The 12737-nt window shown below is 67.5% G+C and carries 11 protein-coding genes and 1 pseudogene; 7 read left to right on the top strand and 5 right to left on the bottom strand.

Annotated features, from left to right (window positions below):
* Positions 1-23: 23 nt before the first annotated feature.
* Entirely contained in the window at positions 24-2066 is a 2043-nt protein-coding gene (gene glgX, locus D4765_RS01010) for a glycogen debranching protein GlgX (RefSeq protein WP_136640520.1), read from the bottom strand.
* Between the two features lie 158 nt (positions 2067-2224).
* Here glgX and D4765_RS01005 point away from each other — a divergent pair, with 158 nt between their 5' ends.
* The 4 genes from D4765_RS01005 to D4765_RS00990 all read left to right on the top strand — a co-directional run bounded on the left by D4765_RS01005 (position 2225) and on the right by D4765_RS00990 (position 7565).
* Positions 2225-3370, top strand: a complete 1146-nt coding sequence (locus tag D4765_RS01005; RefSeq protein WP_136640366.1) for an acyl-CoA dehydrogenase — start codon at positions 2225-2227, stop codon at positions 3368-3370.
* Entirely contained in the window at positions 3364-4773 is a 1410-nt protein-coding gene (locus tag D4765_RS01000) for a PIG-L family deacetylase (protein WP_136640365.1), read from the top strand. Before D4765_RS01005 ends, D4765_RS01000 begins: the two co-directional genes overlap by 7 nt.
* Positions 4770-5576: a glycosyltransferase family 2 protein gene (locus D4765_RS00995; RefSeq protein WP_136640364.1), complete on the top strand. Its 807-nt coding sequence runs from the start codon at positions 4770-4772 to the stop codon at positions 5574-5576. The genes D4765_RS01000 and D4765_RS00995 overlap by 4 nt, the downstream gene beginning before the upstream one ends.
* Before the next feature lie 222 nt (positions 5577-5798).
* A complete protein-coding gene (locus D4765_RS00990) occupies positions 5799-7565 on the top strand; it encodes a glycoside hydrolase family 15 protein (RefSeq protein WP_237280207.1) in 1767 nt (588 codons plus the stop codon).
* Here D4765_RS00990 and D4765_RS00985 read toward each other — a convergent pair.
* Positions 7549-8472 carry an SMP-30/gluconolactonase/LRE family protein gene (locus D4765_RS00985; protein ID WP_136640363.1) on the bottom strand — a complete coding sequence of 308 codons (924 nt, stop codon included), beginning with the start codon at positions 8470-8472 and terminating at the stop codon, positions 7549-7551. The genes D4765_RS00990 and D4765_RS00985 overlap by 17 nt on opposite strands.
* A gap of 80 nt (positions 8473-8552) precedes the next feature.
* Here D4765_RS00985 and D4765_RS00980 point away from each other — a divergent pair, with 80 nt between their 5' ends.
* A complete protein-coding gene (locus tag D4765_RS00980) occupies positions 8553-9353 on the top strand; it encodes an SDR family NAD(P)-dependent oxidoreductase (RefSeq protein ID WP_136640362.1) in 801 nt (266 codons plus the stop codon).
* Between the two features lie 75 nt (positions 9354-9428).
* Positions 9429-9974 carry a Dps family protein gene (locus tag D4765_RS00975; RefSeq protein ID WP_136640361.1) on the top strand — a complete coding sequence of 182 codons (546 nt, stop codon included), beginning with the start codon at positions 9429-9431 and terminating at the stop codon, positions 9972-9974.
* An 85-nt stretch (positions 9975-10059) separates the two neighbouring features.
* Here the strand turns inward: D4765_RS00975 and dhaM are convergent, their stop codons facing one another.
* From dhaM to dhaK, 3 genes are read right to left on the bottom strand one after another with little or no spacing between them, the layout of a single operon-like run.
* Positions 10060-10803: a dihydroxyacetone kinase phosphoryl donor subunit DhaM gene (dhaM, locus tag D4765_RS00970; protein ID WP_237280198.1), complete on the bottom strand. Its 744-nt coding sequence runs from the start codon at positions 10801-10803 to the stop codon at positions 10060-10062.
* A gap of 1 nt (position 10804) precedes the next feature.
* Positions 10805-11470 (bottom strand): dihydroxyacetone kinase subunit DhaL, encoded by a 666-nt coding sequence (dhaL, locus tag D4765_RS00965; protein WP_136640360.1) that lies wholly within the window; start codon positions 11468-11470, stop codon positions 10805-10807.
* A 7-nt stretch (positions 11471-11477) separates the two neighbouring features.
* Positions 11478-12479: a dihydroxyacetone kinase subunit DhaK gene (gene dhaK, locus D4765_RS00960; protein WP_136640359.1), complete on the bottom strand. Its 1002-nt coding sequence runs from the start codon at positions 12477-12479 to the stop codon at positions 11478-11480.
* A 119-nt stretch (positions 12480-12598) separates the two neighbouring features.
* Between dhaK and D4765_RS19550 the strand changes: the two are divergent.
* Positions 12599-12737 (top strand): annotated as a pseudogene (locus D4765_RS19550) (aquaporin family protein); the annotation flags it as partial.

The raw sequence follows: 12737 nt of genomic DNA, 5'->3' as shown, positions 1-12737 counted from the left end.
CCCCCGATCGGGTTACAAATTCACTACCGGCGACTACGGAGAAGCGTGAACGAGCGATCGCGCACGATGAGGCTGGTGACCTCACCTTCCACCGTCTGGCCGGGATCGCTCGAGAGCGCGAGGCTCCATTCGTTCAGCGGCGCGGCAGGAACAGTGAACTCGACTCCGTTCGAGGCGGAGTTGAGCAGCAGTGCGAAAGCGTCGGCACCCTCGTGTTCGAAGACGAAAGTGATGGTGCGGGCATCCGGATTCGTCCAGTCGTCGTCGCTGAAACCTTCGGCGTCGGAACGCAGAACGCGAACCGTGTTGGGGCCACCCACCTCAGGCGCCTGCCTGAACCAGGCCGGGTGCAGCGCCAGATTCTGCTGTCGCAGCGCGATCAGCTGCTTCGTGAACTCGAGCAGCTCAGTGTCGGCATTCTGCCAGTCGAACCACGAGATCTCGTCATCGTGGCAGTAGGCGTTGTTGTTGCCACCCTGGGTGCGGGCGATCTCGTCGCCGCCCAGCAGCATGGGAACACCGGCCGAGAGCAGAACGGTCGCGAGAAAGTTGCGTCGCTGCAGGTCGCGCCGCTCGTTCACCTCTTCGTCGTCGGTGGGGCCTTCGGCACCCTGGTTCGACGACTTGTTGTCGCTCTCGCCGTCGTTGTTGTCTTCGCCGTTCGCCTCGTTGTGCTTCTCGTTGTACGACGTGAGGTCGGCCAGCGTGAAGCCGTCGTGGGCGGTGACGAAGTTGATGCTCGACAGCGGCGAGCGGCGATCGCCCTCGTACACGTCGGGGCTGCCGAGAACGCGCTGCGAGAGGGTGCTGAGCACGCCGTCGGCGTCGTTCCAGAAATCGCGCACATCATCGCGGAACTTGCCGTTCCACTCGGCCCAGTCGGCCGGAAACCCGCCTACCTGATAGCCGGCTGTATCCCACGGCTCGGCGATCATCTTGACGGGCGCGAGCACAGGGTCTTGCTGAATCAATGTGAGGAATGCGCTGTGCAGCTCGGCATCGCCGCCCTGCCGGGTGAGGGTGGTGGCGAGGTCGAAGCGAAATCCGTCGATGTGCATCTCGGTCACCCAGTAGCGAAGCGAATCCATGATGAGGCCGAGAGCGGTGGGGTGGCCGACGTTGAGGCTGTTGCCGGTACCTGTCGTGTCGAAGTAGGCGCCCCGGTCATCCTGAACCAGGCGGTAGTAGGCCTCGTTGTCGATGCCCTTGAATGACAGGGTTGGGCCCATGTGGTTGCCCTCGGCGGTGTGGTTGTAGACCACATCGAGAATCACCTCGAGGCCGGCCGCGTGAAACGCCTTCACCATCTCTTTGAACTCGGCGACCTGGGCTCCGCCGTCGCCACCGGCCGCATACTCGCCGTGCGGTGCGAAGAAGCCGATGCTGTTGTAGCCCCAGTAGTTGCGAAGGCCCTTTTCGAGGAGGTGACTGTCTTGCACGAACTGCTGAACGGGCATCAGTTCGACCGCGGTGACACCGAGCTCAGTGAAGTACCGGATGGCCGCAGGGTGGGCCATACCCGCGTAGGTGCCGCGAATGTCTTCGGGAATCTCGGGGTGCAGCTTGGTGAAGCCCTTCACGTGCGTTTCGTAGATGATGCTCTCGGAGAGCTGTGTGCGCGGGGCTCTGTCGTCACCCCAGTCGAACGCGGGGTCGGTGATCACCGAGCGGGGGGTGGAGTCGGCTGAGTCGGTGGGGTCGAGCTCGTCGGGGGCATCCATGTTGTGGCCGAACACGGCCTGGCCCCAGGTGTAGTCGCCCCCGATAGCGGTGGCGTGCGGGTCGAGCAGCAGCTTGTGGGCGTTGTGCCGGAGGCCCTCTTCGGGGTTCCACGGGCCGTCGACGCGGATTCCGTAACGGGTGCCGATGCCCGCGCCCTCGACGATGCCGTGAAAGACGTGGCCGGTGCGCTCTGTCAGACGCGTCTTCGTCTCGGTGCCGTCGTCGGCGAACGAGCAGAACTCGACGGAGTCGGCGGTCTCGGAGTAGACGGCGAACGAAATACCGCCGTCGAGCAGGGTCACGCCGAGCGGGTACGGAAGGGAACGAGGAAAGACTGTGGGCATGAGCACCATCATGACCGACAGAGGCGCCGGCGCACCGATCTGCAGCTGGGGCTTGACGAAGGCCTCGAAAACCCTCACTCTCAGCTGGTGCCAGTGCGCGCGAAACAGTGTGCACGAGACGGTGTGCGAAGCAGCAGTAAGAACGATTGGAGCATCGTGTGACAGAACCGTTCGTTCCCGTGTCGCTGTCGCCCTCGTCAGCTCCGGATGCCCTCCCCAGCCCCTGGCCCGCACTCGCCGCCCTCCGGCTGCCCTCGACCGTGGCCGAGGCGCTGGCGTTCGCCGAAGAGCTCAGCCTCCAGCGCGCCGTGCCCGGAGACGGCCGCACCCGTGAACTCTTCGAGGCCCTCGGCACCCTGGCCTGCCACGACCTCGCGGTCGCTCGCGCCGCCGAACCGCACCTCGACGCGCATGCCATCCTCCGCCAGTCGGGAATCGACCCGGGGGCGCGCGGAACGTGGGGTGTCTTCGCGTCGGAGGGCGGCGAGCCACTCGTCGTTGAGCGCTCCAACGACACGTGGCAGGTCACAGGCACGAAGCAGTGGTGTTCGCTCGCGGGTCAGCTCGACATGGCCCTTGTCACCGCAATTGTCGCGCCTGAGGCCGGCTCGGGCGGGTCTGGTTCGGGCGGGTCTGGTTCGGCCACCGGCCCCGGCGAGCGCCGCCTCTTCGGCGTGCGGCTCCGCGATCCGGGCATCACCGTCGAAAGGGGCGCCTGGCACGCCCGCGGTCTCACCGAGGTCGAGAGCGGCCCCGTGCACTTCGACCGCGTCGATGCCCTGCCGATCGGCGCCCCCGGCTGGTACCTCGAGCGGCCCGGCTTCTCCTGGGGCGCCATCGCCGTCGCAGCGTGCTGGTTCGGAGGCGCCGTAGGGCTTGCCCGTACCCTCTTCGAATCGGTCTCCCCCGACTCGTCGGTCTCCCCCGTATCCCGCGCTTCCTCCTCCTCCCCGGCATCCCCCGGCATCAGCCCGTTCGCCCTCATGCACCTCGGCAGAGTGGATGCCCTGCTCGAAGACTCGCGCCGCGCCCTGCTCGAGGCGGCCGAACGCATCGACGACGGCCGCGCGACCGGGCCAGAGGGCCGCCTGCTCGCCAAGCGAGTGCGGGCAACGGTCGCACGGGCATCGGAAGAGATTCTGCTGCGCGTGGGGCACGCCCTCGGCCCGGCCCCGCTCGCCCTCGACGCCGCTCACGCCAAACGTGTCGCCGACCTGACCCTCTACCTGCGCCAGCACCACGCCGAGAAAGACGACGCTTCGCTCGGCTCCACGGTCGCGGCGCTGGGCACTCCGCCATGGTGAGCTTCGACGCACGCCTGCCCGGTACTTCGGTCGCCGACTGGGTGGCGGATGCCCGACTGCACACACTCCCGGCGTTCACCCTCGACGGATTCGCGCACCTCATCGTTCTCGCCGCCCACCCCGACGACGAGACGCTCGGTGCCGGCGGCCTGCTCGCCGAGGCCTTCGCCCGCGGCATCCCCAGCACCGTGGTCATTGTCACCGACGGCTCGGCGTCGCACCCGCGCTCGCCCACCGTCTCGCCCGAGGCCCTCGCCCGTCTCCGCGCCGCCGAGGTGCGTGCCGCCGTCGCCCTGCTCTCCCCCGCCGCCGAGGTCGCACTCCTCGACTTCGCCGATGGCTCCCTCGACCGCCAGCTGCCCGCCATCCGCGCCGCGCTCGCCGCGCACCCGGCCCTCGCTACACCCACCGGCCCTACCCTGCTCGCGGCTCCGTGGCGCGGCGACGGCCACCGTGACCACCGGCTTCTCGGCGAGCTGGCGGCAGAGCTCGCCCGCGAGCGCGGCCTCACACTCGTCGAGTACCCGATCTGGCTGTGGCACTGGGCGAACCCCGGTCACCCCGACACCCCGTGGACCGGTCTCGTCGCGCTCCCCCTCGGCGACAGCGTTCGTGCGGCGAAGCAGAACGCGATCCGTGAGCACCGCAGCCAGGTCGAGCGGCTCTCGCCCGCCGACGGCGACGAAGAGCAACTTCTGGCCGAGTTTCTGCGGCACTTCGACCGCGGTGACGAGATCTTCGTGCGTTCCGAACATCCAGAACAGGAGCCCGGCGTGGCCCACCCGCCCACTCGCACAGCCCTCCCCGGCACCTACTTCGACGACACCTACGCCCGCCGGGCCGATCCGTGGGGGTTCACCACCCGCTGGTACGAACGGCGCAAGCGCGCCGTGACCCTGGCCGCCCTGCCGCGCGAACGGTATGCGAACGCTCTCGAGATCGGCTGCAGCATCGGCGTTCTCACCCACGACCTCGCTGCCCGCACCGACGCGCTGCTGGCCATCGACATCGCCGAAGCCGCCGTCGAGCGGGCACGCGAACGGCTCGCCGGCGAACCCCACGTCACCGTCGAGCTCGGTGACGCCGCCACCGCATTCCCAGCCGGACGCTTCGACCTCATCGTGCTCTCAGAGGTCGGCTACTACTTCGACGCCCCCACCCTCGCCGCGGTCGCCGCAGACATCTTCGCCGCCCTCACCCCCGACGCCACCTTTGTCGCCTGCCACTGGCGCCACCCTGTCACCGACTACCTGCAGACCGGAGACCACGTGCACACCGTCATCGCCGCCCAAGCCGCCCGGGCCTCCTGCACCCGCCTCGCGCACCACATCGAAGCCGATTTCGTGCTCGACGTCTACTCGCCGAACCCGCGGTCTGTGGCAGCCGAAACGGGCTTGGCATGAGCGCCAGGGTTCCGGATGCCCACCCCCGGCCGTTCGCCACATCCCGTCTGCCAGCTTCCCCCAGCCCGTTTGCGCCTGTGAGGTCATTCGCCATTGTCGTTCCCGCTCGCAATGAAGAGCTGCTCATCGCCCAGTGCCTCACAGCCCTTGGCCTCGCCCGCAGCAGCACAGAAGCGAGCTTCGCCGAACTCGGCGCTCCCTGCCCCCACATCAGCATCACCCTCGTGGTCGACAACAGCGTCGACGACACCGCCCGCATCGCCCGCACCTTTCCCGGAGTCGACGTTCTCGAACTCGATCGCTCCAACGTCGGTGTCTCCCGCGCCGTCGGCGTCGCCCACGCGCTCAGGTCACTGCGGCCTCATCTGCTTCACACCGCCTGGATAGCCAACACCGACGCCGACTCGGCCGTACCCTCGAACTGGATCACCTCGCAGCTCGCCCTGGCCGCCGCCGGGGCCGACGTGATCATCGGAACCGTGCGCCCCGACTTCGCCGACCTCACCGACGCTCAGGTCGCCCGCTGGCGGGAGACCCACACCCCCGGCACCGCTAACGGCCACGTACACGGCGCCAACCTCGGCGTGCGCGCGAGCGTCTATGTCGCGGCCGGCGCGTTCGACTCGCTCGCCGAACACGAAGACGTCGACCTCGTCGCCCGGCTGCGTTCACTCGGCGCTCGCATCGTCGCCTCGGCCGACGCCGAGGTACTCACCTCCGGCCGGCAGCAGGGCCGCACTCCCGGCGGCTACGCCGGTTACCTTCGCAACAACCTGCTCGGCGAGCCCGCTCCGTCGCGCTAGCCGCGCCCAAGCACCCCCGAGCCGCACCGCGCAAGGCTCAGCACGAGCCGGTTTTCCGTCGTACCGTAAAGGGTGACCAGAGCGACCACCCCGAAGAAAACCGCCCCGACGAGCACTGCCACCCGGCGCGGCACTGCCCAGGCCAACAGGGCCACCCCGAGCGCCCAGCCCAGCGAAAGTACCCAGCCCGCCCAGCCGCCCGCCGGCACTGACCCCATCCGCGTGAACGGTTACACCGACCTCCGCTCGTACGGTGCCATCGGCGACGGCCGCACCGTGGCGCTCATCGCCCTCGACGGCAGCATCGACTGGTTTCCCGTGCCGAACCTCGGCGGCACCCCCGTGTTCGCGCGCCTGCTCGACGAAGCCGACGGCGGCTCCATCGAACTGACGCCCACCCAACCGTTCACCGCCACCCGCCGCTACATCGAGGGCACCAACGTGCTCGAGACCACGTTCACCACCGACAGCGGGGTCGCCGTTCTCACCGACGCGCTCGTGACCGGCTTCGCGGGCCGCCTGCCCTGGGCCGAGCTCGCTCGCCGGGTCGACGGCGTGAGCGGCACCGTTCGTTTCCGCTGGCGGGTCGCCCCCGGCACCTGTCTCTCGACGGCCTCGCCGTGGATCCAGAAGACCACCCACGGCCCCGTCATCCGTGTCGACTCCACTACCATCGCCGTACGCGGCATCGACCACGGCCCGCGTGGCGGCGGCGACCGCGCTCTGGCGGGTCGCTTCACCACGGCACCGACATCGCGCCACCTGCTCGCCGTCGTCGGCACGGCCAACGAGCCCCTGCACATCCCCGTTCCCGAACTCACCGACAGCGGAATCGAACGCACCGTCTCGAACTGGCAGTTCTGGTCGCGCGAGTTCACCTACGACGGGCCGTGGCCGGATGCCGTTCAGCGCAGCGCCCTGGCCCTGAAGTTGCTCATCTACAGCCCCACAGGGTCGATCGCCGCCGCAGCCACCACGTCACTGCCCGAGAGCTCGCGTGGCGGCAAGAACTGGGACTATCGCTTCGCCTGGGTGCGCGACGCGGCCTACACACTGCACGCGCTCATCCGGTTCGGCCTGCGCGAAGAGACGCACGCCGCCGTGGCGTGGCTGCTGAAGACCATTCGGGCCAACGGCCCCGACCTGCACGTGTTCTACACGCTCGACGGCCAGCTGCCAGAGGGCGTCACCAAGCACGACTCGCCCGGCTGGCGTAACGCCGGGCCCGTGGTCACGGGCAACCCGGCGAGCGGTCAGCTTCAGCTCGGCGTCTTCGGCGACCTCTTCGACGTACTGCGGCTTTATGTTCAGGCCGGCAACGTGCTCGACAGCGAGACGGGCCGCATGCTCGCCGGCATCGCCGACCGCACCTGCGATGCATGGCGAAGCCCCGACTCCGGGCTCTGGGAGCTCGAAGACATCCGGCACTACACCTCCTCGAAGATGAGCTGCTGGCAGGCTCTCGACTGTGCCGTGCAGCTCGCCGAACTCGGCCAGATTCCGGGCGACCCCGCGCGCTGGCGTGCCGAGCGCGGGCTGATCGCCGAGTGGGTTCGGGAGAACTGCTGGTCTGACGAGCGCCACAGCTACGTCGCCTACCCCGGCACCGACGAACTCGACGCCAGCGTGCTGCTGCACACCGTGAGCGGCTTCGACCGCGGCGAACGCATGTCACAGACCATCGACGCCATCCGGTCTGAACTCGGTCGTGGCCCGCTGGTCTACCGCTACTCCGGTGCCGAGGCAGAAGAGGGCACCTTCGTCGCCTGCGCCTTCTGGCTCGCCTCAGCGCTCGTCTGCGTCGGCCGCCATGATGAGTCGATCGCCCTCATGGACGAGCTCATCGGCCTGTCGAACGACGTCGGCCTCTACTCGGAGATGATCGACGCCAGCGACCTGTCGTTCCTCGGCAACATTCCACAGGGCCTCAGCCACCTCGCCCTCATCAACGCGGCCATCACCATCGAAGAGCTCATGCGTTCGATGTGAAGCTCCGCGCCGGCACGCCCCGGCTGTCGGTGTCGAGCGCGAACACCGAGCCCGAGAGCGGATGCTCCCGCAACTGCTGCTCGGTCAGATTCTCTCGCGCGCTCGTCACGAACAGGGTCGAACGCCCCGGCCCCCCGAAGGCCACCGACGTCAGGTTCGGCGCCGGCAGTTCCCGCCGCAACACCTCGTCACCATTCGCCCGGTACTTCACCACCACGCCTTTGCCGTACAGCGCGGCCCAGAAGTCGCCAGCCGCGTCGCGGGTGAGCCCATCGTGCGGCCCATCGTTCAGAAACACGCTCACCTCACCCAGTTCGCCGGTCGCCGAGTAGGGGGCCACGTACACCGTCTCGACACTCGTGTCGGTGAAGTAGATGAGCGACCCGTCGGCCGACCACTCCAGCCCATTGCCCACGCCCACCCCGCCGCACAGCACACGTTGTTCACCACTCGACGTCACCGAGTAGAACGCTCCGTCGGGCTCGCCGGTGGTGAGGTTCATCGACCCGGTCACCCATCGGCCCGCCGGGTCGACCTTGCCCTCGTTGAGCCGCAATCCCGTGTGGGCATGCCGGATGCCCGCCAGCTCCCGCACGATCACCCCCGCCTCACTGACCAGCACCACCCTGTCGCCGAGCGAGACGACGAAGCCGGGCTCGCCGTCGATACTCGCCAGGTGAAACGAAGCGAGCGGTGCGGGCAGCTCGATGTGCCGATCATCCGCCCCACTGACGGCACCGCCGTAGGGGCTGATGTGAAGGATTCCCGATGTGATGTCGCACCAGAGAAGGTCACCCTCGAGGTCGGGGGTACCCGCTTCACCGCCCGCCGCGCGCCACACGAGGCTCTCGCCGAGGATAGCCTTCTGCTCGCGAAAGACCCGAGGTTCTGAAACGAAATCGCCCATCGAACCATCGAACCACACCCGGTGTCAACCGCCCGCAGGCCGACGTGACGGGTTGACACTGCGAGCGTAACGTGAAGGTCATGGATCTCGGTATACAAGGAAAAACAGCACTCATCTCCGGCGCCGATTCGGGTATCGGCTGGCACACGGCACGTCTCCTTCTCGCTGAGGGCGCAACCGTCGTCATCACTGACAAAGACCAGCAGAGCCTCGACACGGCCGCTAGCGAACTGAACGCGCCCGACGGCGCGCTGCACGCCTTCGCCGCCGACATTACCGACGTGGCATCGATCGCCGCCCTGCACGACAAAGTGACCGGGGCTGTCGGCGACATCGACATTCTGGTTCAGTCGGCTGGCATCACGGGAGCCCAAGGCCTCTTTCATGAGATCGACGACAAGGGCTGGACCTCGACGATCGAGGTCGACCTGATGGGCCCCGTGCGACTCGTCTCGGCGTTTCTGCCGAGTCTGCGAAAGGGCGGCTGGGGCCGGCTTGTGTTCGTCGCCTCTGAAGACGCCGTGCAGCCCTATGACGACGAGCTGCCCTACTGCGCGGCGAAGGCCGGCATCCTCGCCCTGGCGAAGGGCCTCTCCCGCAGCTACGCCCTCGAGGGGCTGCTCGTGAACTGCGTGAGCCCGGCCTTCATCCACACGCCCATGACCGACGCGATGATGGAGAAACGGGCCGACCAGCAGGGCACCGACGTCGACGAGGCCATCGAAAGCTTTCTCGACGAAGAACGCCCGTACATGGAACTCAAGCGGCGCGGCGAGCCCGAGGAAGTGGCGAACGTCATCGCGTTCCTCTGCTCAGAGGCCGCCAGCTTCGTGAACGGTTCGAACTACCGCGTCGACTCCGGCTCGGTCGCCACGATCTAGACCGCCAGCCGCCACCACCACCTGCCCGGTCATCCGGTCGGGCCATCCCCACGATTCACACCAGAAAGGCACACCATGTCTACGACAACCATCGAACGCGACGTTCACGTTCCCGCCGACGGCGGACCGAAGAGCACGCGCCGACAGAACGCCGAGCGCGGCTTCAAAGCGCCCAAAGAGCTCACCGACGCGCTGCAGCAGGTACTGGTCGACCTCATCGAACTGCACGTTCAGGGCAAGCAGGCGCACTGGAATGTCGTCGGCAAGAACTTTCGAGACCTTCACCTGCAGCTCGACGAGATCATCGATGCAGCTCGTGAATTGAGTGACACCGTCGCTGAGCGTATGCGTGCGTTGCATGCGGTTCCGGATGGCCGTTCCGACACAGTCGCGGCCACGACGACGTTGCCCGAGTACCCCAACGGCGAGATCGACACCGCCGAGACCGTCGACCTGGTGACGGTTCGCATCGAGTCTGTCGTCGGAACCATGCGCGACGTTCACGACGCCGTCGACGAGGCCGACCCGACCAGTGCAGACATTCTGCACGCCATCATCCAGCGGCTCGAGCAGTACGCGTGGATGGTGTCGGCCGAGAACCGCAAGGCGACCGCCAAGTAGAGCCACAAAATACGAAACCCGCGAACACGGGCCTCACCGGGCTGGTCTTCGCGGGTTTCGTGTTCAACTCAGCGTGCAGCGCGGCTCAGGCCTCACCGAAGCCCGACTCGATGAGCCCGGCCAGCGCATCGAGCGCGTCGGTACCCGATTGATCGGCGGTGCTGAGCGTGGCGGTCGCCCCGCGCACGAGCCCGAGCGACATGATGCCCAGCAGGCTCTTCGAGTCTTTGCCGTTGATGGTTACCTTCGCGGCGAAGGTGTTCGCGAGTTTCACGAACTCTGCCGCCGGGCGAGCGTGCAGTCCGTCTTTGTTGACGATGCTCACCGTTCGTACGAGCGAACCAGAGGCACCTCTGGCGGCGTCGACACTGCCGCCCGCCGCACCGTTGGTGTCACCCGGGGCGCCCATCAGGGCATCCGGAGCCTCACCGAACGAACCGCGTGCACTCTCAGCCGCCGCAACGACCTCATCGAGCGCGCCACCCGTCTCGGCGGTCACCGACGCTGCCACCGCGCCCTCGACCAGCGGCGCGTCGACGATGCGCACACGCTCGCGCACCTCGTCGTCGAGAAAGTCGAGCGCTGTCTCGGCGGTCAGAATGGCCGAGCCGAGGTCGCAGAGCACCACGACCCCGACGCCGGAGTCGACCTCGGCGATGGCCTTCGTCACCTTCTCGAAGCTGGTGCCGATTCCGCCCTCGTCGGTGCCGCCGGCCGCAGCCATCGCCGTTGCCGGCGCCATCTGCGACGCGAGTTCGATGAGGCCCGCCGCGATCTTCTCGCTGTGCGAGACGAACACCAGGCCTACCTTGCCGTCGACTGCCGCCACGCTAGGCGCCGGGGCTTTCGACCAGGCTGAAGCCGGGCTGCGCCGCGTCGGATGCCGCACGCAGCATCAGCGCCGACGACTGCGACCCGGGGTCGCGGTGCCCGATGGCTCGCTCGCCGAGGTAACTCGCCCGGCCCTTGTGGGCCACGAGTGGCTCGGTCGACTCGGCACCCTTCTCGGCGGCATCGGCTGCGGCCAGCAGAATCTCGGGCTCACTCTTGCCGTCGGCCTCCGCTGCCGTTGCAGCGTCGACGGCGGGGCTCCACGCGTCGATCATGGTCTTGTCGCCCACAGCGGCCTTGCCGCGGAGCACTACGCCGTCGCGCGCAGCCGTCAGCAGCGCCACGATGGCCGCGCCGTCGAGCTCAGCTTCTTTGCCGGCGGCCTGCGCCGCCTTCAGAAAAGCCGTGCCCACCAGCGGCCCCGATGCCCCACCCACGGTGGAGATGAGGGTCGTGGCGACGAGTTTGAGGGCATCACCCGGTAGAGCGTCAGCCGGCAGCGCGTCGAGCTTCACGATCACGGCGCTGAACCCCCTGTCGAGGTTCTCTCCGTGGTCTCCGTCGCCGATCTCCCGGTCGAGGGTGATCAGCTCCACTCTGTGCTCGGCGATCACGCGCGCGCTCAGCCTGATCCAGTCGGTCACCCAGGTGATGCCCAGTGTCATGCGTATACTACCTTCCCCACCGAAGCGCGGCGGTCTGCACGGGGGCATCCCACAGCTCGGTGAGTTCGTCGTCGAGTTTCAGAACGGTGATGGATGCCCCCTGCATCTCGAGCGAGGTGACGAAGTTGCCCACGAGCGTGCGCGACACCGTGATGCCCTTCTCGGCCAGTACCTCGGCCGCGCGACGGAACAGAATGTACAGCTCCACCTGCGGGGTGCCGCCCATGCCATTCACGAACAGCAGCACCTGGTCTCCGGAGGCGAAGGGCAGGTCTTCGAGAATCGGCGCGAGCAGGCGGTCGACAATGGCGTCGGCCGGCTCGAGCTTGATGCGTGCACGACCCGGCTCGCCGTGGATGCCGATACCGATCTCGATCTCGTCTTCTGGCAGGTCGAAGCTCGGCTCGCCGGCGTGCGGCACCACAGGCGCGGTCAGCGCGACACCCATCGACCGCGTCTGCGCGTTGACCTTGGTGGCGACGGCCGCGACGGCGTCGAGATCGTCACCGCGTTCGGCAGCGGCGCCCGCGATCTTCTCGACCAGAACGGTGCCGGCGACACCGCGTCGGCCGGCGGTGTAGAGCGAGTCCTTCACGGCGACGTCGTCGTCGACGATGACGGTACGCACGTCGATGTCTTCTGCACCGGCCAGGTCGGCGGCTGTCTCGAAGTTCAGCACGTCTCCGGTGTAGTTCTTCACGATGTGCAGAACGCCTGCTCCGCCGTTGACGGCGATCGTGGCGGCGAGAATCGGGTCGGGCGTGGGCGAGGTGAACACCGGGCCGGGAACGGCGGCATCGAGCATCCCGGAGCCGACGAATCCGCCGTGCAGGGGTTCGTGCCCACTGCCGCCACCGCTCACGATGCCGACTTTGCCCGGGGTGGGGGCGTCTTTTCTCACGATGAAAATGGGGTCGTACGACACCGTGACGAGGTCGGGGTGAGCCGCCGCGATTCCGGCGACCGCTTCGGCCACCACGTTCTTCGGATCATTGATGAGTTTCTTCATTGAAATTCCTTCGCTATCGGCGATCCAGTTCACTCAATCTACGCCAAAAAAGCCCAGCGCCAGTAGAGTGACGGGCATCGCCGCATTCGAACAGATGCGGCACGTACAAAGGGGTCGACATGAATGGTTTGGGTCTTGATTTCGTTTCGGAGCTGGTAGGCACAGCTCTGCTGGTACTCCTGGGAACAGGAGTCGTCGCAAACGTCGCACTCACGAAGTCGAAAGGCTTCAACGGCGGCACCCTGATGGTCAACTTCG

The sequence above is a fragment of the Subtercola vilae genome (assembly GCF_004923255.1).
Classification (GTDB): Bacteria; Actinomycetota; Actinomycetes; order Actinomycetales; family Microbacteriaceae; genus Subtercola; species Subtercola vilae.
The sequence above is the reverse complement of the archived record's forward strand: the minus strand, read 5'-3'. Positions and strand labels throughout refer to the sequence as shown.

What these genes read in the sequence shown, in the direction of transcription:
- glgX (WP_136640520.1), bottom strand. Translation starts at nt 2,066, where the DNA reads ATGCCCACAGTCTTTCCTCGTTCCCTTCCGTACCCGCTCGGCGTGACC.
- dhaL (WP_136640360.1), bottom strand. Translation starts at nt 11,470, where the DNA reads ATGACACTGGGCATCACCTGGGTGACCGACTGGATCAGGCTGAGCGCG.
- D4765_RS00975 (WP_136640361.1), top strand. Translation starts at nt 9,429, where the DNA reads ATGTCTACGACAACCATCGAACGCGACGTTCACGTTCCCGCCGACGGC.
- dhaK (WP_136640359.1), bottom strand. Translation starts at nt 12,479, where the DNA reads ATGAAGAAACTCATCAATGATCCGAAGAACGTGGTGGCCGAAGCGGTC.
- D4765_RS00980 (WP_136640362.1), top strand. Translation starts at nt 8,553, where the DNA reads ATGGATCTCGGTATACAAGGAAAAACAGCACTCATCTCCGGCGCCGAT.
- D4765_RS01000 (WP_136640365.1), top strand. Translation starts at nt 3,364, where the DNA reads ATGGTGAGCTTCGACGCACGCCTGCCCGGTACTTCGGTCGCCGACTGG.
- D4765_RS00985 (WP_136640363.1), bottom strand. Translation starts at nt 8,472, where the DNA reads ATGGGCGATTTCGTTTCAGAACCTCGGGTCTTTCGCGAGCAGAAGGCT.
- D4765_RS00995 (WP_136640364.1), top strand. Translation starts at nt 4,770, where the DNA reads ATGAGCGCCAGGGTTCCGGATGCCCACCCCCGGCCGTTCGCCACATCC.